The 24,775-nt window shown below is 66.8% G+C and carries 21 protein-coding genes; 7 read left to right on the forward strand and 14 right to left on the reverse strand.

Annotation, left to right across the window (positions count from 1 at the left end; translation table 11 throughout):
- Positions 1-82 precede the first annotated feature (82 nt).
- The 7 genes from E6C72_RS20770 to E6C72_RS20800 form a co-directional block, all read right to left on the reverse strand.
- Positions 83-799, reverse strand: coding sequence for an XdhC family protein (locus tag E6C72_RS20770; protein WP_109084785.1), 717 nt, complete (start codon positions 797-799; stop codon positions 83-85).
- Positions 796-1,125 carry an XdhC family protein gene (locus E6C72_RS20775; RefSeq protein WP_199228708.1) on the reverse strand — a complete coding sequence of 110 codons (330 nt, stop codon included), beginning with the start codon at positions 1,123-1,125 and terminating at the stop codon, positions 796-798. The genes E6C72_RS20770 and E6C72_RS20775 overlap by 4 nt, the downstream gene beginning before the upstream one ends.
- Positions 1,122-2,339, reverse strand: coding sequence for a VWA domain-containing protein (locus E6C72_RS20780; RefSeq protein ID WP_109084784.1), 1,218 nt, complete (start codon positions 2,337-2,339; stop codon positions 1,122-1,124). Before E6C72_RS20780 ends, E6C72_RS20775 begins: the two co-directional genes overlap by 4 nt.
- Positions 2,340-2,346: 7 nt before the next feature.
- Complete coding sequence (locus E6C72_RS20785) at positions 2,347-3,270, reverse strand: MoxR family ATPase (RefSeq protein ID WP_109084783.1); 924 nt, start codon at positions 3,268-3,270, stop codon at positions 2,347-2,349.
- A gap of 221 nt (positions 3,271-3,491) precedes the next feature.
- A complete protein-coding gene (locus E6C72_RS20790; RefSeq protein WP_109084782.1) occupies positions 3,492-4,283 on the reverse strand; it encodes a xanthine dehydrogenase family protein subunit M in 792 nt (263 codons plus the stop codon).
- A 28-nt stretch (positions 4,284-4,311) separates the two neighbouring features.
- Positions 4,312-6,702, reverse strand: a complete 2,391-nt coding sequence (locus tag E6C72_RS20795; RefSeq protein ID WP_109084781.1) for a xanthine dehydrogenase family protein molybdopterin-binding subunit — start codon at positions 6,700-6,702, stop codon at positions 4,312-4,314.
- Between the two features lie 79 nt (positions 6,703-6,781).
- Positions 6,782-7,282 (reverse strand): (2Fe-2S)-binding protein, encoded by a 501-nt coding sequence (locus E6C72_RS20800; protein ID WP_109084780.1) that lies wholly within the window; start codon positions 7,280-7,282, stop codon positions 6,782-6,784.
- A 361-nt stretch (positions 7,283-7,643) separates the two neighbouring features.
- Between E6C72_RS20800 and E6C72_RS20805 the strand changes: the two genes are divergently transcribed.
- From E6C72_RS20805 to E6C72_RS20825, 5 genes are all read left to right on the forward strand, one after another.
- A complete protein-coding gene (locus E6C72_RS20805; RefSeq protein ID WP_109084819.1) occupies positions 7,644-8,603 on the forward strand; it encodes a TAXI family TRAP transporter solute-binding subunit in 960 nt (319 codons plus the stop codon).
- A gap of 25 nt (positions 8,604-8,628) precedes the next feature.
- Complete coding sequence (locus E6C72_RS20810; RefSeq protein ID WP_109084779.1) at positions 8,629-10,719, forward strand: TRAP transporter permease; 2,091 nt, start codon at positions 8,629-8,631, stop codon at positions 10,717-10,719.
- Position 10,720: 1 nt separating this feature from the next.
- The gene (locus tag E6C72_RS20815) at positions 10,721-11,098 is read left to right on the forward strand and encodes a DUF1850 domain-containing protein (protein WP_109084778.1); all 378 of its coding nucleotides are present in this window, start codon (positions 10,721-10,723) and stop codon (positions 11,096-11,098) included.
- Between the two features lie 115 nt (positions 11,099-11,213).
- Positions 11,214-12,704 (forward strand): sodium:proton antiporter, encoded by a 1,491-nt coding sequence (locus E6C72_RS20820; protein ID WP_109084777.1) that lies wholly within the window; start codon positions 11,214-11,216, stop codon positions 12,702-12,704.
- Between the two features lie 251 nt (positions 12,705-12,955).
- Positions 12,956-14,110, forward strand: coding sequence for an acyltransferase (locus E6C72_RS20825; RefSeq protein WP_109084776.1), 1,155 nt, complete (start codon positions 12,956-12,958; stop codon positions 14,108-14,110).
- Between the two features lie 169 nt (positions 14,111-14,279).
- Here E6C72_RS20825 and E6C72_RS20830 read toward each other — a convergent pair whose 3' ends face one another.
- Entirely contained in the window at positions 14,280-17,402 is a 3,123-nt protein-coding gene (locus E6C72_RS20830; RefSeq protein ID WP_109084775.1) for an efflux RND transporter permease subunit, read from the reverse strand.
- The gene (locus E6C72_RS20835; RefSeq protein WP_247875549.1) at positions 17,399-18,493 is read right to left on the reverse strand and encodes an efflux RND transporter periplasmic adaptor subunit; all 1,095 of its coding nucleotides are present in this window, start codon (positions 18,491-18,493) and stop codon (positions 17,399-17,401) included. Before E6C72_RS20835 ends, E6C72_RS20830 begins: the two co-directional genes overlap by 4 nt.
- Positions 18,494-18,658: 165 nt before the next feature.
- Between E6C72_RS20835 and E6C72_RS20840 the strand changes: the two genes are divergently transcribed.
- Positions 18,659-19,255, forward strand: coding sequence for a TetR/AcrR family transcriptional regulator (locus tag E6C72_RS20840; protein WP_247875548.1), 597 nt, complete (start codon positions 18,659-18,661; stop codon positions 19,253-19,255).
- 6 nt (positions 19,256-19,261) lie between these two features.
- Here E6C72_RS20840 and E6C72_RS20845 read toward each other — a convergent pair whose 3' ends face one another.
- Complete coding sequence (locus tag E6C72_RS20845; protein WP_247875546.1) at positions 19,262-20,653, reverse strand: HD-GYP domain-containing protein; 1,392 nt, start codon at positions 20,651-20,653, stop codon at positions 19,262-19,264.
- 238 nt (positions 20,654-20,891) lie between these two features.
- Between E6C72_RS20845 and E6C72_RS20850 the strand changes: the two genes are divergently transcribed.
- On the forward strand, positions 20,892-21,365 hold the full coding sequence (locus E6C72_RS20850) for a YchJ family protein (protein ID WP_109084772.1): 474 nt from the start codon (positions 20,892-20,894) through the stop codon (positions 21,363-21,365).
- Positions 21,366-21,389: 24 nt separating this feature from the next.
- Here the strand turns inward: E6C72_RS20850 and E6C72_RS20855 are convergent, their stop codons facing one another.
- The 4 genes from E6C72_RS20855 to E6C72_RS32350 all read right to left on the reverse strand — a co-directional run bounded on the left by E6C72_RS20855 (position 21,390) and on the right by E6C72_RS32350 (position 24,719).
- Positions 21,390-22,019: a YitT family protein gene (locus tag E6C72_RS20855; protein ID WP_109084771.1), complete on the reverse strand. Its 630-nt coding sequence runs from the start codon at positions 22,017-22,019 to the stop codon at positions 21,390-21,392.
- A 31-nt stretch (positions 22,020-22,050) separates the two neighbouring features.
- The gene (locus E6C72_RS20860; protein ID WP_109084770.1) at positions 22,051-23,223 is read right to left on the reverse strand and encodes an amino acid aminotransferase; all 1,173 of its coding nucleotides are present in this window, start codon (positions 23,221-23,223) and stop codon (positions 22,051-22,053) included.
- Between the two features lie 174 nt (positions 23,224-23,397).
- Positions 23,398-24,177, reverse strand: coding sequence for an MFS transporter (locus E6C72_RS20865; RefSeq protein ID WP_247882153.1), 780 nt, complete (start codon positions 24,175-24,177; stop codon positions 23,398-23,400).
- Positions 24,150-24,719, reverse strand: coding sequence for an MFS transporter (locus E6C72_RS32350; RefSeq protein WP_247882154.1), 570 nt, complete (start codon positions 24,717-24,719; stop codon positions 24,150-24,152). The genes E6C72_RS20865 and E6C72_RS32350 overlap by 28 nt, the downstream gene beginning before the upstream one ends.
- Positions 24,720-24,775 lie beyond the last annotated feature (56 nt).

Genomic DNA, 24,775 nt, shown 5'->3' on the forward strand with positions numbered 1-24,775 from the left:
CCGGGCCGGAGCCGGGCAATGGGCGGAAGGTGTGGGGTGGGGGAGATCGACTGGCTGGCTCCCCCATCCTGATCCTCAACCCTCAGCAGGGATGGTTCTCGCCCCGCCGTACGCAGGTGATCTGGCCCATGATCGCAATCGCGATCTCCGCCGGGGTGACGGCACCGATCGACAGGCCGACCGGGCCGCGGATGCGCTTCACCTCGACCTCGCTCAGCCCTTCGTCGCGCAGGCGGTCCAGGCGCAGTGCGTGGGTGCGCTTGCTGCCCAGCGCGCCGACATAGAAGGCGGGGGAGCGCAGGGCGGCGATCAGCGCCGGGTCGTCCAGCTTCGGATCGTGGGTCAGCGTGACCACGGCGGTGCGGACATCGGGCTTCAGTTCAGCCAGCGCCTCGTCGGGCCAGAGGTGGTTCAGCTTCACGCCGGGGAAGCGCGCCTCGGTGGCGAAGGCGCCGCGCGGGTCGATCACCGTCACGTCGTAGCCGGTGAGCGCCGCGACCGGGGCCAGCGCCTGGGCGATGTGCACGGCGCCGACGATCAGCAGCCGCATCGCCGGGTTGTGGACATGCACGAACAGGCGGAAGCCGTCCTCGTCCTGTGGGTCGACCAGCAGGCCGGAACGGTCCTGGCGGATGCGCCGGCGGACCTCGTCCAGCAAATCCTGCTCAAGCCCGAAACCGCCATGGACGGCGTCTTCGAAAACAAGTGTCTGGAGACCGCTGTTCAGATCGGTCACCAGGGCGGCCGGGATCGCGGCGGCCTTCGCCGCAAGCAGCCGATCGAGAATTTCGCGTTTCATTCCACGGCCTCGACATAGACCTGCACCTGTCCGCCACAGGCCAGCCCGACTTCCCAGGCCATTTCATTGGTGATGCCGAAGGACAGCAGGCGCGGTTCGCCGTCCTCCATCGTCTTGGTGGCCTCATGCGCCACGGCGCCTTCGATGCAGCCGCCGGACACGGAGCCGGCCATGGAGCCACGGTCATCGACCGCCATCTGGCTACCGACCGGCCGCGGCGACGAGCCCCAGGTCGCCACAACGGTCGCCAGGGCCACCCTGCGGCCGGCGGACCGCCATGCGGCCGCCTGCTCCACGATGTTGTCCGCCATCAGGGTGTCGTTCATCCCGCCGCCTCCTTCAACCAGCGACGCAAGCCCGGGCTACGACGCGGACCATCGGCCGACAGGGCATCGGCCAGATCCGCGAGGCTGTTCAGGCTGTGGGCCGCAAGAAAATCGTCCACATGCGGCAGCAGCGCCCGGATGCCCGAGGATTTCGGCGCGAAGCCTTCCCAGCGCAACAAAGGATTCAGCCAGACGAGCCGCCTGCAGCTTTTGTGCAACCGTTCGGCCTCTGCCGCAAGCCCTTCCCCTGCATCCCTGTCAAGCCCGTCGGTAATGAGCAGCACCACGGCCCCCTGGCCCAGCACCCGGCGCGCCCAGGTCCGGTTGAATGCGTGGAGTGCGGTACCGATCCTTGTACCCCCAGACCAGTCGGCGACCGCCCCCGACACGGCGTCCAGCGCCACATCGACGTCCTTTTGCCGCAGGTGCCGCGTGATGTTGGTCAGCCGCGTGCCGAAGACGAAGCTGTGGACACGGTCACGGTCGTTGGTCACCGCATGCATGAAATGCAGCAGCATCCGCGAATAGCGGGTCATCGAGCCGGAGATGTCGCACAGCACCACCAGCGGCGGCGGCCGGGTACGGCGGCACTTGCGGGCGAGGTCGGACAAATCGCCGCCGCTGCGCAGCATCCGGCGCAGGGTGGCCTGCGGATCGACGCGCGGACCCGCCGGGTCGGGCCGATGGCGCCGCGTGGTCACCTCCGCCAGCGGCAGGGCGAGACGGGCCAGCAGGCGCTTGGCCTGCGCCATCTCCTCCCCCGTCATCTTCTCGAAATCCTTGTCCTGAAGCCGTTCGGCGGCGGACACGGTGAAGGAGGCGTCGACCTCGATCTCGGTCTTTTCCGGCTCCTCCCGTTCGGCGCCGCTGCCGTGCAGGGCTTCGGCAAGGCGCTGTGCCATTTCCGGCTGGTCGGGCGGCGCCTCCGTCCGCACCTTAGGCAGCATCAGCGACATCATCTTCTTCAGGATGTCGGGATTGCGCCAGAAGACGTGGAAGGCCTGATCGAACAGCTCGCTCTGGTCGTGGCGGTTCACGAAGATGGCATGGAGCGCCCAATAGAAGTCGGTGCGGTTGGACAGCCCGACCGCCTCCACCGCCTCCACCGCCTGCAAGACCTTGCCCGGCCCGACCGGCAGGCCGGCGGCACGCAGCGCGCGGGCGAAATGCATCAGGTTGAGGGTGAGGCGCCCGGCCGGCGCGTCGTCCGTCATCGCGGCCTCACCGCGCGGTGGTGGCGGCCAGCTCGGTCTTGACCTGGGTCAGGATGCGCGCCGCCTCGCTGCCCTGGATGCGGGCGATGTCGTCCTGGTACTTCAGCAGCGTGCCCAACGTGTCGTTGATGACGGAGGGGGCCAGTTCCAGCTGGTTCAACTCCACCAGGGCCTGGGCCCAGTCGAGTGTTTCAGCCACGCCCGGGGCCTTGTAGAGATCCATGCCGCGCAGGGTCTGGACGAATCCCACCACCTGGGCCGCCAGCCGGGCATCGGCCTGTGGCGCCTTGACCGTGACGATCTCGCGTTCCCGCGCGGCGCTGGGGTAATCGACCCAATGGTAGAAGCAGCGCCTTTTCAATGCGTCGTGAATCTCGCGCGTGCGGTTGGAGGTGAGGATGACGATGGGCGGCTCCGGCGCATGGACGGTGCCGAATTCGGGGATCGAGACCTGATAGTCGGACAGGATTTCCAGCAGATAGGCCTCGAACGGCTCGTCGGTACGGTCCAGCTCGTCGATCAGCAGCACCGGCGGGCCGGCCAGGTCCGGTTCCAGTGCCTGGAGCAGCGGGCGCTTGACCAGGAAGCGTTCGGAGAACAGGTCGGAGGCCAGAGACTCGCGATCCTGCCCGCCCGACGCCTCGGCCAGCCGGATTTCCATCATCTGGCGGGCGTAGTTCCACTCATAGACGGCGGACGAGGCGTCCAAACCCTCATAGCATTGCAGCCGCAACAGCTTGCGGCCGAGTGTTGCCGACAGGACCTTGGCGATCTCCGTCTTGCCGACGCCGGCCTCGCCTTCCAGGAACAGCGGGCGCTTCAGCTTCAACGCCAGGAACAGTGATGTCGCCAGCGAGCGGTCCGCGACGTAGGAGCCGCGGGTGAGAAGCGCCAGCGTGTCGTCGACGGAGGCTGGGAGGGACGAGGTCATCGAGAGCCTTTAGGAGCCAACCGGCAAATCCGCCTCTCCCCCCTGGGGAGAGGTCGGGCGGCGAAGCCGACCGGGTGAGGGGTGCTGACCCTCTCCCTCGGGGAGAGGGTGGCGCCGAAGGCGCCGGGTGAGGGACTGTGCATTGCCAGGGAGAACCACACAATGCATCCCCCCTCACCCTAACCCTCTCCCCAGGGGGGAGAGGGGATCTTTCTGACCAATCAACCCGCCGCTTCCACCGCGCGCTTGGCCATCACGGTGACGAGGTGGGCGCGGTAGTCGGCGCTGGCGTGGATGTCGGCGTTCAGGCCGTCGGCCTCTACCGACAGGCCGTTCAGGGCGTCCGCCCGGAAGTCGGCGGCGAGCGCGGTCTCGAACGCCTCGGCGCGGAAGACCGAGCCGGCGGCACCGGTCACCGCCACCCGCACTTCGGCGCCGAACTTGGCGACGAAGACGCCGACGATGGCGTAGCGGCTGGCCGGGTTGCGGAACTTGGCGTAGGCCGCCTTATCGGGACGGGAGAAGCGCACCGACTTGACGATCTCGCCAAGCTCCAGCGCGGTTTCGAACATGCCGGTGAAGAAATCGTCCCCGGCGATGGTCCGGCGGTCGGTGGTTACCACCGATTTCAGCGCCACCACCGCCGACGGATAGTCGGCCGACGGGTCGGCGTTGGCGATGGAACCGCCCATCGTGCCCATGTTGCGGACCTGCCGGTCGCCGATGCCCTCGGCAAGGCCGGCCAGCGCCGGGATCACCCGTTTGACGAGGTCGGAATGCGCGACCTCCGCATGGCGGGTGAAGGCGCCGATCTCCAGCCCGCCATCAGCCTCGCGGATGCCCTTCAGCTCCGGAATGGCGCCGAGGTCGATCAGGTCGGTCGGCCGGGCGAGCCGCTGCTTCAGCGTCGGCAGCAGGGTCTGGCCGCCGCCCAGCAGCTTGGCGTCTTCCGCCTGGATGGCGGTTGCCGCGTCGGCAAGCGATGTCGGCCGTTGGTACGTGAACGCGTACATTCTCTAGCCTCCTTCTTCTTCGGCCGTCTTATTCCGCTGCCATGGCGGGAGCAGCGTCGCGGATCGTCCGCCAGACCTTCTCCGGCGTCGCCGGCATGTCCATGTGGGTGACGCCATAGTCGGACAGCGCATCGACCACCGCGTTCATCACGGCTGCGGCGGCGCCGATGGTTCCGGCCTCGCCGCAGCCCTTCACGCCCAGCGGGTTGTGGGTGCAGGGCTGGTCCTCGTGATAGCGCACGGTGAAGGATGGGACATCGTCCGCCCGCGGCATGCAATAGTCCATGTAGGAGCCGGTGACGAGCTGCCCCGACTCCTCGTCATAGACACAGTTCTCGTACAGCGCCTGCCCGATGCCCTGGACGAGGCCGCCATGCACCTGCCCCTCGACGATCAGCGGGTTGATGACGTTGCCGAAATCGTCCACCGCGGCGAAGCTGACGATCGTGGTGACACCGGTGTCGGGGTCGATCTCCACCTCGCAGACATGGCAGCCGTTGGGATAGGTGAAGTTCTTCGGATCGTAGAAGGCCTGCTCGTCCAGCCCCGGCTCCAGCTCGTCGAGCGGGAAGTTGTGCGGGACATAGGCTTGCAGGGCGATGTCGCCGATGCCCAGGCTCTTGTCGGTGCCGGCGACGGTGAAACGTCCGTCCTTCACTTCAATGTCGGTCTCGGCGGCCTCCAGCATGTGGGCGGCGATCTTCTTCGCCTTGCGCTCCACTTTATCCATCGCCTTCACCAGGGCCGAACCGCCGACCGCGAGCGAGCGCGAGCCGTAGGTGCCCATGCCGAAGGGGATCTTGTTGGTGTCGCCGTGGACGATCTCGACATTTTCGATCGGGATGCCGAAGCGGTCGGCCACGATCTGGGCGAAGGTGGTCTCATGGCCCTGGCCGTGGCTGTGAGCCCCGGTGAAGACCGTCACCGAACCCGTTGGATGGAAACGGACTTCCGCGCATTCATAAAGTCCCGCGCGAGCGCCGAGCGCACCGGCGACATTGCTGGGGGCGATGCCGCATGCCTCGATGTAGGTCGCGAATCCGATGCCGCGCAGCTTGCCGCGCGCCTTCGATTCGGCCCGGCGCTGCTGGAAGCCGGGATAGTCGACCAGCGGCAGGGCGATGTCGAGATTCTTGGCGAAGTCGCCGGTGTCGTATTGCAGCGCCACCGGCGTCTGGTAGGGCATCGCCTCTTTCGGCACGAAGTTGCGGCGGCGGATCTCGGTCTTGTCCATGCCCATCACGCCGGCAGCCACATCGACGATCCGTTCGATCAGATAGCAGGCCTCGGGCCGACCGGCGCCGCGATAGGCGTCGACGGGGGCGGTGTTGGTGAAGACCGCTTTCACCTCGGCATAGATCGCCGGAGTCTTGTACTGGCCGGCCAGCAGGGTGGCGTAGAGATAGGTCGGGATCGATGGCGCGAAGGTCGACAGATAGGCGCCGAGATTGGCCAGTGTCGAGACGCGCAGCGCCAGGAAGTTGCCGTCCGCGTCCATCGCCAGCTCGGCATGGCTGACATGGTCGCGGCCATGGGCGTCGGTCAGGAAGCTCTCCGAGCGGTCGGCAGTCCATTTCACCGGCCGACCGACTTTGCGCGCCGCCCAGGTGACGACCGCCTCCTCCCCGTAATGGAAGATCTTCGATCCGAAACCGCCGCCGACATCGGGCGCCACCACCCGCAGCTTGTGTTCGGGAATGCCCAGCACGAAGGCGCCCATCAGCAGGCGGGTGACATGTGGGTTCTGGCTGGTGGTGGTCAGCGTGTATTCGCCGCTGGACTGGTCGTATTCGCCCATCGCCGCCCGCGGTTCCATCGCGTTCGGGACCAGACGCTGGTTGACCAGATCGATCTTGGCGACATGGGCGGCAGTGGCGAAGGCCGCGTCCACCGCCGCCTTGTCGCCCAGATGCCAGTCATAGCAGACATTGTCCGGCGCATCGTCATGGACCAGCGGGGCCCCGCCGGCAATCGCGCGGGTCGAGGAGCCCACCGCCGGCAGTTCCTCGTAATCGACCACCACCATCTCGGCGGCGTCGCGCGCCTGCTCGCGGGTTTCGGCGATCACCACCGCCACCGCGTCGCCGACATAGCGCACGCGGTCGCGCGCCAGTGGATAGTGAGGCGGCTCCTTCATCGGCGATCCGTCCTTGGAGTGGATCTGCCAGCCGCAGGGCAGGCTGCCGACCTTGTCGGCCTCCATGTCGGCGCCGGTCAGCACCGCGACGACGCCCGGCATCGCCAATGCGTCGGCGAAGTCGATGCCCAGGATGCGGGCATGGGCGTAGGGGGAGCGCACATGGACCGCATGGGTCATGTTCGGGCGCTTGAAATCGTCGGTGTAGTTGCCACGGCCGGTCAGAAAACGCTGGTCTTCGCGCCGGCGCACCGAGGCGCCGATGCCATTGGGGTTCGCCATCTCGTGTTTCCTCCCACAGGAACGCTGAAGATGCGGAAATGCCTTATCTGCAATCTTTTCTGTTCTGGGCGTTTCGCCCTTATTCGGCGGCCACCGGCGTTGCCTGCGTCCCCGCCATCGCCTCGGCTCCCGCCTTCACCGCCCGGACGATGTTGTGATAGCCGGTGCAGCGGCAGATGTTGCCTTCCAGCCCCTCGCGGATTTCGGCCTCGGTCGGGTTCGGGGTCTCGCGGACCAGATCGACCGCGCTCATAACCATGCCCGGCGTGCAGAAGCCGCATTGCAGGCCGTGATGTTCGCGGAAGGCGGCCTGCATCGGGTGCAGCGTGCCGTCGGCCGCCGCCAGCCCTTCGATCGTGGTCACCGCCGCCCCGTTGGCCTGGACAGCCAGCGTGGTGCAGGACTTCACCGACCGGCCGTCGACATGGACGACGCAGGCGCCGCATTGGCTGGTGTCGCAGCCGACATGGGTGCCCGTCAGGCCCAGATGCTCGCGCAGGAAGGTGACGAGCAGCGTACGCTCCTCCACCTCGCGCGAGACCGTCTTGCCGTTGACGGTCATCGAAACGGTACAGGACATCGGTTTTCCTCCCGCTGGCTGAAGTCTGGCTTGCAGTCGTATGGCGTGCAGTTGGGACTGATCACTGTCGGTTGACGCGCCGTTGGCCGGGGGCATGGTGGTGTCCGCTTCGGTCGGCGATCTTGCGCCACAAGGATAGGGGGTGTCTCCCCGTCGAGGTCAAGAAGCCTGTGCATGGTTTGGCCGAAAGAATGACATCGCAACCATCGTTATGTCGGATTGTACGTACTGGCGCGCAATTTTGTGGCGCGTTACAGTGGGTTGGGGCTGCCTACGCTCTGTGGGCCTACAAATAAATCCGCCCGGCAACGATCCGGGTGCAGCAATGAGAATGGGGAGAGCCACTATGAATCGCCCATCCGTGACGCGTCGCGTCCTGGCCCTGTGCACGGCCGCGGGCCTTGGCATCGGCCTTGGCCTTGCCGCACTCCCGGCCAAGGCCGAGACCTTCATAACCGTCCTGACCGGCGGCACCAGCGGCGTCTATTACCCGCTGGGGGTGGCGCTGTCGAACGTGTACGGCAAGGCGCTGCCGGGGGCGAAGGTGACGGCGCAGGCGACCAAGGCGTCAGTGGAGAATCTGAATCTTCTCCAAGCCGGCCGGGGCGAAATCGGATTTACGCTGGGCGATTCGTTGAGCGACGCCTGGAAGGGCAACGAGGAGGTCGGCTTCAAGCAGAAGCTGGACAAGCTGCGCACCATCGCCGCCATCTACCCCAACTACATCCAGGTCGTCGCCGCCAAGGACTCGGGGATCAAGACGCTGGCCGACCTGAAGGGCAAGCGGGTGTCGGTCGGCGCGCCGAAGTCGGGGACAGAGCTGAACGCGCGGGCGATCTTCGGCGCCGCCGGCCTGACCTACAAGGATTTCGCCAAGACCGAGTATCTGCCCTTCGGCGAATCGGTCGACCTGATCAAAAACCGCCAGCTTGACGCGACGCTGATCTCCGCCGGCCTTGGCGTGGCGGCGATCAAGGATCTGTCCTCGTCGCAGGAGATAACCGTCGTCAGCATTCCGGCCGAGGTGGTGCAGAAGGTGGGCGATCCCGCCTATATCACCGAAACGATCCCCGCCGGCACCTATCCCGGCCAGACCGAGGCCGTTCCGACCGCCGCCGTCCGCAACCTGCTGGTCAGCCATTCCGGCGTGTCGGACGACGCCGCCTATGCGATGACGAAGACGCTGTTCGAGAATCTCGACGCGCTGGCCGCGGCCCATGTCGCCGCCAAGCAGATCAAGCTGGACCAGACCGCCACCCAGTCGCCGGTGCCGCTGCATCCGGGCGCCATCAAGTACTTCAAGGAAAAGGGCCTGATGTAAGAAACGGACGGGCGGAGAATCCGTGGTGAGCGCACAGAAAAATCAGGCGGACTCCGAGATCCGTCAGGCGATCGACCGGGAAAATCCGGCGACGGTCGCCGCATTTGAGGGGTTCGACGGGCGGGCGGTCTTCGCCATCGCCGTCGCCTTCTCCGCCTTCCAGATCTGGACCGCCGCCTTCAACCCGGTCTCCACCATGGTGGTGCGGGCGGTCCATGTCGGCTTCCTGCTGCTGATGACCTTCACCCTGTTCGGCTTCCGCCAGACGGCGGAGCGCAGGCGGGTTCCCTGGTACGACTGGCTGCTGGGCCTGACCGCCTTCGGCGTCGGCCTCTACCATTACGTGTTCGAGGTTGAGCTGATCCAGCGGGCCGGCGATCCCAACACCACCGACCTCATCGTCGGCACCGTCGCCGTGGCGCTGGTGTTCGAGGCGGCGCGGCGCATCATGGGGCTGGCGCTGCCGATCATGTGCGGCGTCTTCATCCCCTATGCCCTGTTCGGCCGCCATCTGCCCTTCGGGCTTGCCCACCGCGGCTACGATCTCGATCAGGTGATCGACAATCTGTACCTGTCTACGGAGGGGCTTTACGGCACGCCGACCTTCGTGTCGGCCAGCTATATCTTCCTGTTCATCCTGTTCGGTGCCTTCCTTGAGCGCGCCGGCATGATCAAGCTGTTCAACGACGTGTCGCTCGGCCTCGTCGGCCATGCCAAGGGCGGGCCGGCCAAGGTGGCGGTGATCTCGTCCGGCCTGATGGGCACCATCAACGGGTCGGGTGTCGCCAACGTGCTGACCACCGGGCAGTTCACCATCCCGTTGATGATGCGCTTCGGTTATCGGCCGGCCTTCGCCGGCGCGGTCGAGGCCACCGCCAGCATGGGCGGGCAGTTGATGCCGCCGGTGATGGGGGCAGCCGCCTTCATCATGGCGGAGACCATCGGCGTGCCCTACAGCGAGGTCGCCATCGCCGCCGCAATCCCGGCGATCCTCTATTTCGGCAGCGCCTTCTGGATGGTCCATCTCGAAGCGGGCATGCGGAACCTCGTCGGCCTGCCCAGGGACCAGTGCCCGAGCGCGCTCCGCGCGGTGGTGGAGGGCTGGTACCTGATCCTGCCGCTGGCGGCTCTGATCTACCTGCTGTTCTCCGGCTTCACGCCGCTGTTCGCCGGCGTCATCGGCATCGCGGCGACCGCGGCCCTGATCCTTGGTACCACCATCGTCGGCACCATCGGGCCGATGGCGCTGCGCGTCGGCTTCTGGGTCGCGGTCGGGCTGGTCGCGGCGGGCCTGTGGAAGCTGGGGTTCCGGACCGAGCATCTCGCCTTCACCATGGTCACCCTGCTGATCATCCCCTGCCTGCTGTTCAAGGGCGGGCGGCAGACGCTGGCGCTGGTGGTCAACAGCATTGCCGACGGCGCCAAGAACGCGGTCGGTGTCGGCGTCGCCTGCGCTCTGGTCGGCGTGCTGATCGGCATGATGACGCTGACCGGGCTGGCGTCGAGCTTCGCCTCCACCATCGTCGACTGGTCGGGCGGCAATCTGCTGGCGGCGCTGGTGCTGACCATGATCGCCTGCATCGTGCTGGGCACCGGCCTGCCGACGACGGCCAACTACATCATCACCGCCTCGATCGCCGCCCCGGCCCTGCTGACCATGGGCGTGCCGCTGATCGTCAGCCACATGTTCGTCTTCTATTTCGGCATAATGGCCGACCTGACCCCGCCGGTCGCCCTGGCGGCGCTGGCGGCCTCGTCGATCTGCAAGGCTGACCACATGGAGATCGGCTGGATCGCGACGCGGGTGGCGATGGCGGGCTATGTCGTGCCCTTCATGGCGGTCTACGACCCGGCGCTGGTGCTGCAATCCGGGAGCTGGCTGGCGGTGGCCTATGTGTTCATAAAGGCCTGCGTCGCCATCGCCCTGTGGGGGGCGGCGACCATCGGCTTCTTCTGGACGCCGCTGTCGCTGGTCGCCCGGCTCTATGCCGCGGCGGCCTCCTTCCTGTTCATCGTCGCGCTGCCCCTGACCGACGAGGCCGCCTTCGTCATGACCGTCCTCTTTGTGCTGTGGCAGCACCGGCGCCGGAGCGTGCCGACCGCCGCTGCGGCCTGAGGTGGGCGGTCTCTGCCTGTTCGCCCTCGGCGGCGCGCTGCTGGCGTCGCTGCCCGGGGAGGAGTTCACCCTGTCCTGGACCCACTCCATCGAGAAAACGGAGTGGCGGGAGAGTTGGACGGTCGATGCGGGCCAGCTGCGTCTGGTGGAGGCGGGCATCCGTGGCACCGGTGCGGGAATGGAGCCCGGCCCCGATGCCCGGCTGAGCGCCGATGGGTGGCTGGCCTGGAGGCCGGTCCTGCCGCCGCAGGACAAGGTAACGCTGGCGGCGTCCGGCTTCACCGGTGAACACCGGCTGTGTGTTGGGGCAGAGTGTCGGCCACTGTCCGGTTGGACGGGCATGACCGACCGGGCTGTGGTGTTGCGGGCTTGTCCTTAGCTCGCCGCCTACCCCCGCCTACGAAAGTTCGTGTCGCCGATGCCCCTTCCGGCTTGGCTTACGCTGCGTCAGTCCGCATACTCCCGTTCCTTTCGTCAGCCTACATTCCGGACCGATGATCACATTCCTCGCCCACCATCGCCGCTCGTCCATCCTCCCGACTGTTCTTTGGGCGGTGCTCGCCTTCGGCGGTGTGCTGCTGGGAACGCAAGGGGTACAAGCGGCGGAGGTGGCGGCGGAGGTGGCCCATGGTGGCGTGCCGCATCTGGACGGGCGGCTGCTGGGCGCCGCGTGGGTGGTGCCCTTCGCGGGGATCCTGCTGTCGATCGCTCTGTTCCCGTTGCTGGCGCCGATGGTCTGGCATCACCATTTCGGCAAGATCTCGGCAGCCTGGGCCTTGGCCTTTCTGGTCCCCTTCGCCGCCACCTTCGGTGTCGATCTCGCGACCTATGAACTGCTGCACACGGTTCTTCTTGAATATATTCCCTTCATCGTGCTGCTGACCGCGCTGTTCACGGTGGCAGGCGGCGTGCGGCTGGTCGGGTCGCTGGTGGGGACGCCGCTGGCCAACACGGTCGGGCTGGCATTGGGCACGGTGCTGGCCAGCCTGATGGGCACCACCGGCGCCTCGATGCTGCTGATCCGCCCGTTGCTGCGGGCGAACGAGCACCGGCGCCACAAGGTCCACACGGTCGTCTTCTTCATCTTCCTGGTGTCGAATGTCGGCGGATCGCTGACCCCGTTGGGCGACCCGCCACTGTTCCTGGGTTTCCTGAAGGGCGTCGATTTCTTCTGGCCGACCGTCCATCTGCTGGCGCCGATGGCCTTCCTGTCCAGCCTGCTGCTGGTGATCTATTTCGTGCTGGACCTCGTCCTGCACACCCGCGATCCCGGCAAGCATCCGCTGATCGAGGGCGTGCATGAACGCGAGCCGATCCGGATCGAGGGCAGCGTCAACCTGCTGCTGCTGATCGCCATCGTCGGCGCGGTGCTGCTGAGCGGCGTCTGGCATCCCGGCACCGGCGTCACGCTGTACCATGTGACGGTGCCGCTGGAGACCATCGTCTCGAACCTGCTGCTGCTGGGCATCACTGGCCTGTCGCTGGCGCTGACCAGCAAACAGAGCCGCCGCCTGAACGGTTTCAGCTGGGGTCCGATCCTGGAGGTGGCGAAGCTGTTCGCCGCCATCTTCCTGACCATCATCCCGGCCATCGCCATCCTGCGGGCCGGCACCGACGGCGCGCTGGGCGCCATCATCTCCGCGGTGAACGAGGGCGGGAAGCCGAACCCCGCCGCCTATTTCTGGGCGGCCGGCATCCTGTCCAGCTTCCTCGACAACGCGCCGACCTATCTGATCTTCTTCAACACCGCCGGCGGCGACGCGAAGGTGCTGATGACCGATCTGTCACTGACGCTGACCGCGATCTCCGCAGGTGCGGTGTTCATGGGGGCCAACAGCTATATCGGCAATGCCCCCAACTTCATGGTCAAGGCGATCGCGGAGGAACGCGGCGTCACCATGCCCAGCTTCTTCGGCTATATGGCTTGGTCCTGCGGCATCCTCGTGCCGTTGCTCGGGCTGACCACGCTGGTCTTCTTCCTTTGATGGTCCCCATTCTGTAACAGCCTCGTGGCGAAACCAATCGTCACCTCCTCCGTTAACCCGCGATGGAGCCGCCTTTCCGTCCGCAGCCGGACGGGTGTCGCGCGGCGCAACGGCTGGAGGGTGACGTGGTTTCGATGGGGCTTGGCTGGAACACGGGTGCGGGCTTCAGGGCGGGGCGGCCGATGGCTGCGCGCGGCCGGTTGCCATCACCAGGGTGGGTGACAGCGGTCTGAGTGGTCGGAGCCTGCGCCATGACCACGCAGACCAATCCCCGCCACCTCCACTCCCTGACCCCGTTGCGCGGCATCGCGGCCTTGTGGGTGGTGCTGTACCATTACAGCTTCCAGTACTTCCCTAATTTGCACCCAGACAGTTACACGTATCTGGTGCAGAAGGGCTATCTGGCCGTCGATCTGTTCTTCATGCTCAGCGGCTTCGTGCTGACGCACGTCTATCACGGCACCTTCACGGACTCGGTCGGCGACAAATACTGGGCTTTCCTGCGGGCGCGCATCGCCCGGCTTTATCCGCTGCATCTGGCGGTCCTGCTGCTGTTCGTGGCGACGGCGCTGGCCGTCCGTGCGGTAGAATATGCCGCCACCGGCAGCTTCCCCGCGATTCCGCTGAAGGGTGCTGAGTCAGTGTGGGCGCTGGTCGCCAACCTGTTCATGCTCCAGGGCCTGTATGCCAGCATGCTGAGCTGGAACTATCCGGCCTGGTCGATCAGCCTGGAATTCATGGCTTATCTGGTCTTCCCCTTCGCGTTGCCGTGGGTCTGGCGGTCGAGCGGGCGGACGCAGTCCCTGCTGGCGGTCGGCGCGCTTGCGACGCTCTGTGCGCTGGCCTGGGCGACGCAGGACAATCTGAATCAGTGGGATGGCCCGCAGACCCTGCTGCGCTGCCTGCCGGAATTCCTGCTGGGGACGCTGCTCTACAGCGCCTATCGCAGCGGGCTTGCCGCGTCGGTGCTGTCCAGTGACCTGACGATGGCCGCGGTCGTGCTGGCGATCCTGCTGCTTCTGCATAGCGGCGGGCCGGACATGCTGGCCGTTGCGCTGTTCGCCCTGCTGATCCTGGCGGCGGTCGCCAACCGTGGCCAGGCGGCGGATGTGTTGAATGTCCGGCCTTTGGTGTGGCTGGGCGACGTGTCCTATTCGCTCTACCTGATCCACGGCTTCGTCGAATATGCCACCACGCGGCTGCTCGGTCTGGGGCTCGGCATCTACGACCGCAAGGCTCTGCCGGGCGGCTGGTCGCTGGCCCTGCTGGTGGCGATGGTGACGGCCTGCCTGCTGATGGCGGGCCCGGCCTATCGCCGGATCGAGGTGGGCGGCCGACGCCTTCTGCGGGAAGGTTCGGGCTTTGGCCGGATGACTCTGGCGACGGCGGGCCGGCGGGCCGACTGAGGCCAAAAAAATGCGCCCGGGGGCTGAGGCCGCCGGGCGCAAAGGCACAGTACGAAAGAGGATCATCAGCAGTGATGATGCAATCGGGAGATCGATTGTGGCGTCACCCTGTCACGGGTCGTGCGTGCGCCCCTTGACCGTGGTCAAGCTCGAGCGAGAGAGCAGGTCATCAATCCCCCAGCGCCGGTTTCGGCAGCGCGCCGTTCATTCCATCGTCCTCGACCTCCTCTTTTTCAGGCCGGGGAACACGGAACCACGCGGCGTAGAGCGCCGGCAGGAAGAAGATCGTCAGCACGGTCGCCCCCGCCAGGCCACCCATGATGGCGACTGCCATCGGGCCCCAGAAGACGCTTTGCGTCAGCGGGATCATGGCAAGGATCGCAGCGGCGGCGGTCAGCGCGATGGGGCGGGCACGACGGACCGTCGCCTCGACGATGCTGTCCCAGCGCGACCGGCCGCTGCGGATGTCCTGCTCGATCTGATCGACCAGGATGACCGAGTTGCGCATGATGATGCCCGCCAGCGCGATGACGCCCAGCATGGCGACGAAACCGAAGGGCAGGTTGAACAGCAGAAGCGAGGCGGTGACGCCGATCAGCCCCAAGGGTGCGGTCAGCAGGACCATGAACACGCGCGAGAAGCTCTGCAATTGCAGCATCAGCGTGGTGACCATGATCAGCAGCATCACCGGCATCATGGCGTTGATCGAGTCCTGACCCTTGGCGCTCTCCTCGATGGCGCCGCCCATGGTGATGGCATAGCCGTCGGGCAGGGTGGCGCGCAGGGTGTTGAACTGCGCGTTTAGCTGGGTGCTGACCACCGGCGCCTGCAAGCCGCCGGTCACGTCGCCCTTGACTGTCATCGTCGTCTCGCGTGCCCGGCGCCACAGCACCGGCTCCTCCAGTTCATAGCGCACGGCGGCGACCTGGCTCAGCGGCACGGTCGTGCCGCGGCTGGTGCGGACGTTCAGCTCACCCAAACGCGACAGGTCCATCCGCTCTTCCGGCGTGGTGCGCAGCAGGACGCCGATCAACTCCGTGCCCTCGCGGTACTGGGTGACGGACATGCCGTTCAGCAGCAGTTGCAGGGCGTTGGACAGATCCTGCTTCGACACGCCGAGCGCACGGGCCTTGGCGGTGTCCACCTCCAGCCGGACGCGTTTCGACAGCTCGTCCCAGTCGAGATGGACATTGGCGGTGTTGGGGTGGGCGCGCATGGTGTCGCGCACCTGATAGGCGATCTTGCGGATGGTCGCAGGGTCCTCGCCTGTGACGCGGAACTGCACCGGATAGCCGACCGGCGGGCCGTTCTCCAGCCGGCTGATGCGGACGCGGGCAGCAGGGAAGTCGGCTTCCAGCGTCGGCTCCAGCCGTTGCATGAAATGCTCGCGCTCTTCCAGCCCCTTGGTCATCACCATGAACTGGGCGAAGTTGGCGGTCTCCAACTGCTGGTCCAGCGGCAGGTAGAAACGTGGCGATCCGCCGCCGGTGTAGGCGACCCAGTAATCGACGTCCGGGTCCTTGGCCAGAACGGCTTCCATCCGCTTCACCTCGGCGGCCGTCGCCTCGAATGAGGAGCCTTCGGCGAGCCGGATGTCGATCAGCAGCTCCGGCCTGCTGGCCGATGGGAAGAACTGCTGCTGGACATGGCCGAACCCGACCAGTGCGGCGGCGAAGGCAGCAACCGTGACGCCAATGGTGACCCAGCGCGCCCGCACGCAGGCCTCGATCATGCCGCGTAGGACGCGGTAGGTGCGGGTGTCGTAGATGTCCAGTTCATGTCCGTCCGGCACCACATGCTTGGGCTTGGGCAGCAGCAGCCAGCCGAGATAGGGGGTGAAGATCACCGCCACGACCCAGGACAGCAGCAGCGACAACGCCACCACCCAGAAGATCGAATTGGTGTATTCGCCGGCCGCCGACGCCGCGAAACCGACCGGCACGAAGCCGGCGGCGGTGACGATGGTGCCGCTCAGCATCGGAAAGGCGGTGGAGGTATAGGCGAAGGCTCCCGCTTTCAGCCGGTCCCAGCCCTGTTCCATCTTCACCACCATCATCTCCACCGCGATGATGGCGTCGTCCACCAGCAGGCCGAGCGCGATGATGAGGGCGCCCAGCGAGATGCGCTGCAAGTCGATGTGCAGGATTTGCATCGCCACCAGGGTCATCGCCAGCACCAGCGGAACCGCCAGCGCCACGACGATGCCGGTACGCCAGCCCAGGCTGACGAGGCTGACCAGGATGACGATGCCCAGCGCCTCGGCCAGCGATTCCATGAATTCGCCGACCGAATGTTCGACCACCTTCGGCTGGTCGGCCACCTGCGCCACCTCCAGCCCGACCGGCAGTTCGGCGCGGACCTTCTCCATCGCGGCGTCGAGTTGCTCGCCCAGCTTCAGGACGTTGCCACCCTTCGCCATGACGACGCCCAGGCCGATGGCGTCGCGGCCCTTGTAGCGCAGGGTAAAGCGGCGCGGTTCGACATAGCCGCGCTTGACCTCCGCGACGTCGCCGACGGTCAGCAGCCGGCCGCCGCTCTCCACCGGGATGGCGCGCACCGCCGCAGCGGTGTCGAGGCCCAGGTCGAGGCGGACATAGACCCGCTGCGACCCGGTATCGACGTCGCCGGACGCGGCGATGGCATTCTCGCGCTGGAGCGCCTGGATCACCGAATCCACCGGCAGGCCGAAGCTGGCCAGCCGTTGGCTGGAGATTTCGACATAGACTCGCTCCTCCTGCGGGGCGATCAGGTCGATCTTCTCGACACCGGGCAATTTCAGCAGGCGGGCACGCGCCTGTTCGGCCACCTTCTTCAACTGGGCGGGGGTGAAATCCTCGCCCATGAAGGCATAGATGCCGGAATAGACGTCGCCGAACTCGTCATTGAAAAAGGGGCCGACCACGCCGTCCGGCAGGGTGTATCCGATGTCGCCGATCTTCTTGCGCACCTGATACCACAGGTCCGGCACCATTTTCGGCGGGGTGTAGTCCTTAAGCTGGACGAAGATCACCGACTCGCCGGGCTTGGAATAGCTGCGGGAGACGTCGTAGTAAGGCACCTCCTCCAGCTTCTTCTCGATGCGGTCGGTGACGAACTGTTCGACCTCGCGCGCGGTGGCGCCCGGCCATTGGGTGCGCACCACCATCACCTTGAAGGTGAAGGACGGATCCTCCGCCCGGCCCAAATTCTTATAAGCCAACGCCCCCGCCAGAACGCTGGCGAGCATCATGAACAGCACCAGCGTCCGGTGGGCCAGCGCCCAGGCCGACAGGTTCATGCGTGAGTGGTTCATCGCGCCGGCTCCGTCCAGACGCGAACCTTCTGGCCGGCGTCGAGCTTGTGGACGCCGGCGGTGACGACGCGCTCGCCGTTCGCCAGCCCGCCGCCGATCAGGGCGAGGTCCCCGGCATAGGCGGCGACGGTGACGGGCCGCAGCTCCAGCCGGTCGTCCGGCGCGGACAGCACCCACACCGCCGGCTTCTGCTCCCGTTGCGCCAGCGCACTGAGGGGCAGGCGGGCGACCGGCGTGCCATGGTCGGCAGCGGCGACCACGGTGGCGGTCATCCCGAGTTGCACGGTGGGCGGTGGATCGGTCAGCGTGATCTTCGCCTGGAAGGTTCGGGTGTTGGCGTCGGCGCTGGGCGAAAGCTCGCGCAGGCTGCCGGCGATGCTCCGGCCCGGATGGGACCACAGCTCCACCGCCAGCGTCTGGCGGGGCAGGGCGGCGACGCTCTGTTCGGGGATGTTGGCCACCGCCTCCAGGCTGCCCAGCCGGGCGATGCGCAGGGCGGTCTGGCCGGCCGCGACCACTTGGCCCGGCTCGATCAGCGTGGCGGTGACGATTCCGGCCTCATCCGCCACCAGCGTGGCATATTGGGCGGAGTTGTCGAGGACGCGCAGTTGCGCCTCCACCTCGCGCACCTTGGACTCGGCCTTGTCCAGCGTCGTCTTGCGGCGGTCGTATTCCTGGCGGGTGGTCCATTCGCCTTGACGCAGGCTGGCGTAGCGCTGGAAATCGCTGCGAGCGTTGGAAGCGTCGGCTTGGGCGGAGGCGAGCTGTGCCCGGGAGGCCCGGATCTGCAACTGAAGATCGGTGGGATCGAGGCGGGCCAGCGGCATGCCGGGCTCGACACGGCTGCCGACCTCCACCAGTCGCGCTGTCACCTTGCCGCCGACGCGGAAGCCGACATCGGCCTCCACCCGCGGGCGGATCACCGCCGGGTAGCGGACGCTGTCGACCAGCGGTTCCAGCGTGACGGTGGCGACGCGGACCGGCCGCACCTCACCTTCCGCGGGGGTGGAGGCGGAGTGTGTTTCGTTGCAGCCGGCAAGCAGGCCCGCCACCGTCAGCATGGCGGCTGCCGCCATGATGTTGGATGCCATTGCGGAGGACGCAAACCGTCTTTCGCGGAGTTGGGCCATACCACGTCTCCCCACTGGACTGGACTGTATCGTACTGTTACCGTCCTACTCCGGCACCCGGCCAACGTCAAGAGTGAACGGTACAGTTCAGTGCAGTCATCGGAGCAAAAAGCGTCTCAGCCATCCGTGTCCCCTGATGCGAAGGCGGAACAGATCGTCGCCGCAGCGCGGGAGGTGTTTCTGGAACTCGGCTATGCCGCCGCATCGATGGATCAGGTCGCACAGCAGGCCCGGGTGTCCAAGACGACGCTCTATACCCGCTTTCCGTCCAAGGAGGAGCTGTACACCGCGGTGATCTCCGCCGAGTGTGAGCGGCGCGGCATGCACTTTGCGCCGGAGATGTTCGACGGGATGCCGTTGCGTGATGTCCTGGTCCAGGTCGGCCGCCGATTCACCGACCTGCTGTGGTCGGATGCGGCGATCCGCGTCCATCAGGCGGTGGTCGGGGAGGCGACCCGGATGCCGCTCGCCGCCCAGCTCTATTTCCAGGCGGGACCTGAACAGGGGATTGCCAATTTCGTCGCCCTGTTCACCCGGCTGAACGAGCGTGGGGTGATCGCCACCGATGATCCGGCCTTCGTCGCCCGGCAGTTCCTGTCCGCCATGCAGGGCGGTGCCTATTGCCAGCTGGTTCTCGGCCTCTGCCCCGCGCCAAGCGAAAAGGAACGCCACGCCTTCGTCGACAAGGCGGTGGACCTGTTCCTGCGCGGCGTTGCCGCGTGATCCTGTTCACGCAAGCTTGAAATAGCGCATCACCAGTCCGCGAAGCTCGTCGCGCACGCCGTCGTCGCCAAGTCTGGTCAGCCGGTCATGCAGACCGGCGGCGATGCCGGTGAAGCGGGCGAGCACCACCGGGTCGAAGTGCTTGCCCGCCCCCTCGGCCAGGATCTCCATGGTGGCTGCGAAGGACATCGGCTCCTTGTAGGGGCGGCGGGAGGTGAGCGCGTCGAAGACATCGGCGACGGCGAAGATGCGGGCGGCGATCGGGATCGCGTCGCCCTTCAGCCCGCGCGGATAGCCGGACCCGTCGAACTTCTCGTGATGGCCGCCGACCACGTCGGCCGCGTCGGTCAGCCAGTCGGACGAGCCGACGATGTCCAGTCCGTGGACGACGTGGGTCTTCATCACCGCGAATTCTTCGGCGTCGAGCTTGCCGGGCTTCAGCAGGATGCTGTCGGGAATGGCAATCTTCCCGACATCATGCAGGAAGGCGCCCTTCACCAATTGCCGGATCGCGGCATCTTCAAGCCCCAGCGCTTCGGCCAGACGGATGGCCAGGACCGTCACCCGATAATTGTGGGCGTTGGTGTCGCTGTCGCGCTTGGCGATGGCGCTGCCCAGTGCGGTCAGCATGCCGATGTTGGCGTCGAGCAGGCCGCGTGACAGACGCAGGATGCCCCGGTTGTAGGCTCCGAAGATCGGCAGCAGGATCAGCGAGGTTCCCAACACCGACAGGGAGGAGACGCCGACGACGGTGACCGTGTCGCGCAGAATCTCGTTTGACCGGCGGGACGAAAGCTGGAAGACGCTCTCGAAATAGCCGAGCAGCCGGCCATCGGAATCGAGCAACGGCTCCATCGTCTGGATGAAGATGTGCCCATCCAGCGTGAAGCGGTCGTAGATGGCGTCATCGTTGCCGGGAAAGCCATGCCGGCTGGAGGACAACCGCTTTTCCGCCCATTCGGCGCCCGGTGCGACATACTCCGCGGTTTTCCGCTGATCCGGGGCGTAAAGCTCGGCGACGATGAAGCGTCCATCGCCATGGTTCGGGCGCATTTCGCCGCGGCTGGACATGAAGCCCCGCAGCGACGCCTCCAGATCGATGTCGGCGGCACCGGCGGAGAGCGAGGAGCGTGCTTCCGCCAGAAAGGCGGCCGATTCCTCCCGCGCCAGCTCCATCACCCGGCCGTCGGCGATCTCGACCTCGACGAGGAAGGCGATGCCGCCGACAGCCAGCGCCAGGAACAGGGCGGCGCCCACCAGACGCCGCAGAACCGTACCGGCGGTGGGCAGCCGCATCGTCGCCACATCGGAATGGCGGTCGGACGATGTCCTGAAGAGCAGGCTGAGACGCCGCCGCTCGGCCCTTGCCGCCATCGTCTTGCCGACTTGTCCGTTCATCGCCGGTCCTCTCGCCGATTTTTCCTGCACCGATTTTCCCTTGCAAGGCCAGCCAATCTGAAGGATGCCCATGCCAAGCGTCGACCCCGGCGCGGTACGCCGGAGCCGGACTGCGTCGCAGGATCCTGTGCCAAACGTTGAGACGGCGTTAAGTTCTGACGGGCACTTTGCCGCTGGCGATAGCCGGTGCCTAAGCCCCGATGCCAAGGTCCGAGTCCAAGGAAGGAAGCGTTTCGTCATGTCCGCCTGCCCCTGCGGTTCCGGCCGCGATTTCGACCAGTGCTGCGGCCCGATCCTGGCGGGGCAACCCGCCCCGTCACCGGAAGCGCTGATGCGGTCGCGCTACACCGCCTTCGTCCGCCATGACGTCGATCATATCGAGCGGAGCTGCGTGCCGGAAACTCGCGCCACCTTCAGCCGCGCCGATGTGGAGCGGGTGGCGCAGGAATGCGAATGGGGGCCGCTGATCGTGATGAAGGCGGAGGAGAACGGTGACGAGGGGATGGTCGAGTTCTTCCTGACCTTCCAGCGCGACGGCGAGGACTGGCCGCTGCACGAGCGGTCGCGCTTCCGGCGGTTGGACGACCGCTGGCTCTATGTCGACAGCGTCCTGAACCCCAAGGACCCGCCACGCCGCGTGGTGAAGGTCGGCCGCAACGATCCCTGCCCCTGCGGTTCGGGAAAAAAACACAAGGCCTGCTGCGGGCGGTGACGCAACGCCCGCGGCCGCTTCGCCTTAACTCATGCCGAGATAGCGGCCCGGCTTGTGGTTGATCGCCAGCGTCAGATTGACGATGGCCGCTCCCAGCACGGACAGCAGCAGCCGGTCCGGCGCCAGAATGAAGAAGGCGCCGGCCAGGATGGCGAGATCGACCCCCAGCTGGAAATAGCCGGCACGGATGCCGTACCGCTCCTGAAGGTAGATCGCCAGGATGTTGACGCCGCCAAGCCCGGTGCGGTGGCGGAACAGCATCAGGAGGCCGGTGCCGCACAGGCCGCTACCCACCACCGTCGCATAGACCGGGTCCAGGTGGGTGAAGCCCACCCACTGGTCGGTCATGCGTGAGAACAGCGTCACCAGTGCCACCGCGATGAAGGTTCGCGCCGTGAACTTCCAGCCCAGCCGCTTCCAGGCCAGCCAATAGAAGGGCAGGTTGATCGCGAAGAAGATGAGGCCGAACTGAACCTTGGTGACGTAGCTCAGCAGCAGCGCCAGCCCGGCGGTGCTGCCGGTCAGCAGCATCGTCTTGGAATAGATCAGCATGCCCAGCGCGATGAACAGCGTGCCCATGAGCATGGCGAGCGCGTCTTCATACAACTGGTGACGCTCCACCGCGGCGGGCGGAGCCTGGAGGGTCGCTGCCATCGTCGTCTGTCCCCTGCTCGAACCAAAGGGTTCAGCGAAGCGCGGCGAACTTCGCCACCACATCATCCACCTCGGCCGTCTTCAGGCCGGCGATGTTGATGCGGCCGGAGGTCGGCATGTAGATGGCATGCTCGGCGCGCAGACGCAGCACCTCCGCCTCGGTCAGCGGCAGCAGGGAGAACATGCCCTCCTGCTCCGCCACCGCCGTCAGGGCGGGAAAGGCGCCGGCCAGCCCAGCGGCCAGCTTGCGGCGGATGCCGGTGATGCGGGCGCGCATGCCGTCCAGTTCCGCCGTCCAGTCGGCGGTCAGGGCGGCGTCACCCAGGATGGTGCGGACCACGGCGGCGCCATGGTCGGGCGGCATCGAATAGCTGGTGCGGGCCAGCCCCATCAGGTTGGACTTGGCAAGCTCGGCGGAGGCCGGTGCGGCGGCGATAGCGAAGATGGCGCCGGTGCGCTCGCGATAGAGGCCGAAGGACTTGGACGACGACACGGCGACCAGCGTTTCCGGCACTGCGCCGATCAGGTGGCGCAGCCCCTCCGCATCCTCGTCCAGCCCACGCCCGAAACCCTGATAGGCGAGGTCGACCAGCGGCAGCACGCCGCGCGTCTCCAGCACCGCCGCCAACTCCTTCCACTGGGCGAGCGACAGCGGCGCGCCGGTCGGGTTGTGGCAACTGGCGTGCAGCAGGGCGACGTCACCGGGTTGTGCCGCGTCGAAGGCTGCGATCATGCGGTCGAACAGCACGGTTTGGCCGGCGGTGTCGAAGAAGGGATGGGTCACAACCTCCAGCCCGGCGGCGGCGAAGATGCCGACATGGTTGGGCCAGGTCGGCTGGCCGACCAGCACCCGCTTCGAGCCGCCGCGCAGCACGAGGTCGGCGGCCAAACGCAGGGCGCCCGAGCCGCCGGGGGTCTGCACGCCGGCCGCCGTGACCTTGGTTCCGGCCGCACCGCCGACCAGCGACCACAACCGCTCCAGATAGCCGGCATCGCCTTCCAGCCCCAGATAGGCCTTGCTGTCCTGCCCGTCGAGCAGCAGGCGTTCCGCCGCCTTGACCGCGCGGAAGACCGGGGTGCGCCCCTCTTCGTCCCGGTAGACCCCGACGCCGAGATCGACCTTGCCCGGCCGCGGATCCTGCCTGTACAGCCCGATCAGGGCGAGCAGGGCGTCGTCGGGCTGGCGGGAAAGCGCGTTGAACATGGCGGTTCGTCCGGTCCTTGGGGGTGGCGATGGGGACAGTAATCCCGGCCGGGTGGTCCGGCCGGTGCGATCCTCCCCTGTCACGGCCTCGCCGACAATGCCGAACTTCTCAACGGCGCATTGCCGTGAAGGCAAGGGTCGGCACCGGCGGGCTGCCGCAATGGGGGGCGGTCGTCAGCTGATGCCGAAGCGGCGGCGGGCGGCGATCAGGGAGACGAAGCTGAGCGTCGCCAGCACCATCAGGTAATAGCTGGGCGACAGCTTGCTGCCGGTGGCGTCGGTCAGCCAGGTCATCGCGAAGGGACCGAGGCCGCCGAACAGCGTGACGCCCAGATTGTAGCTGAAGGACAGGCCGGTGGCGCGGGTGGCGCGCGGGAACAGGTCCGACATCAGGGCGGGCAGGGCGCCGAAATAGACCGACTTCAGCGTCGCCAGCCACATCACCACCGCGATGATGATCGTCGCCGTCGGGGTGGCGTTCAGCAGGAGGAAGCAGGGGAAGAAGGATGCGAACATCAGCACGGTGGCGATCAGCATGGCGCGGGTGCGGCCCAGCCGGTCGGACATGTGGCCGACATAGGGCGTCAGCACCGTCAGGATGATGGCGCCGGCGAAGGTGCTGGCATAGCCGACGGTGGGCGTCAGGCCCAGCTGCTTGACCGCATATGTGGGCATGTAGACCAGGAGGTAATTCACCGCGGTGGAGATGATCAGGCAGCCGATGGCGACGACCAGCCGGAGCTTCTGCGAGGCGAAGACGGTCGCCACCGCCGCCCGCTCGCCGTCCTGCGGGTGGTTCTCCTCGGTGGGTTCCGGCTCGTCCAGGTGGCGGCGGATATAGAGGCCGACCGGGCCGACCAGCAGGCCGAAGGCGAAGGGCAGGCGCCATCCCCAGTCCTGCAACTGGTCGGCCGGCATCCAGGCGGTCAGCAGCACGCCGAACAGCGCGGCCAACGCGCTGCTGATCCCCTGGCTGGCGAACTGCCAGCTGGCGATGTAGCCACGGCGGTCGGGGCATGCTCCACCAGGAAGGCGGTGGCGCTGCCGAACTCGCCGCCGGCGGAAAAGCCCTGGATCAGACGGGCGACCAGAATGCCGATGGGGGCAAGGATGCCGATGCTGGCATAGCCCGGCATGAAAGTGATCATGGCGGTGCCCAGCACCATCAGCAGGATGCAGGCCAGCATCGCCGCCTTGCGCCCGACCCGGTCGGCGTAGTTGCCGAGTACCAGCGCCCCCAGCGGACGGGCGAGGTAGGAGATGGCGAAGGTGCCGAAGGCCAGCAGCAGCCCGACCGTCTCGTTGGCGGCGGGAAAGAAGGCCTTGGTGATGTAGAGGGCGAAGAAGCCGTAGACCGCGATGTCATACCATTCCAGTGCATTGCCGATCGAGGTTGCGATCAGCATGCGGGTCAGGTTGAATTCCTTCGCCGGAGCCTTCGCCCCCGCAGCGCCCAGCGCCTGGGCGGATGTCCCGGTTGCCGTCCCTGTCGTCATTCGTGAAGTCTCCCAGAAGTCGTCGTCAGTTCGGGCGGCAGCGGTCCGGCCATCCC

Source organism: Azospirillum sp. TSH100 (genome assembly GCF_004923295.1).
Lineage (GTDB): Bacteria > Pseudomonadota > Alphaproteobacteria > Azospirillales > Azospirillaceae > Azospirillum.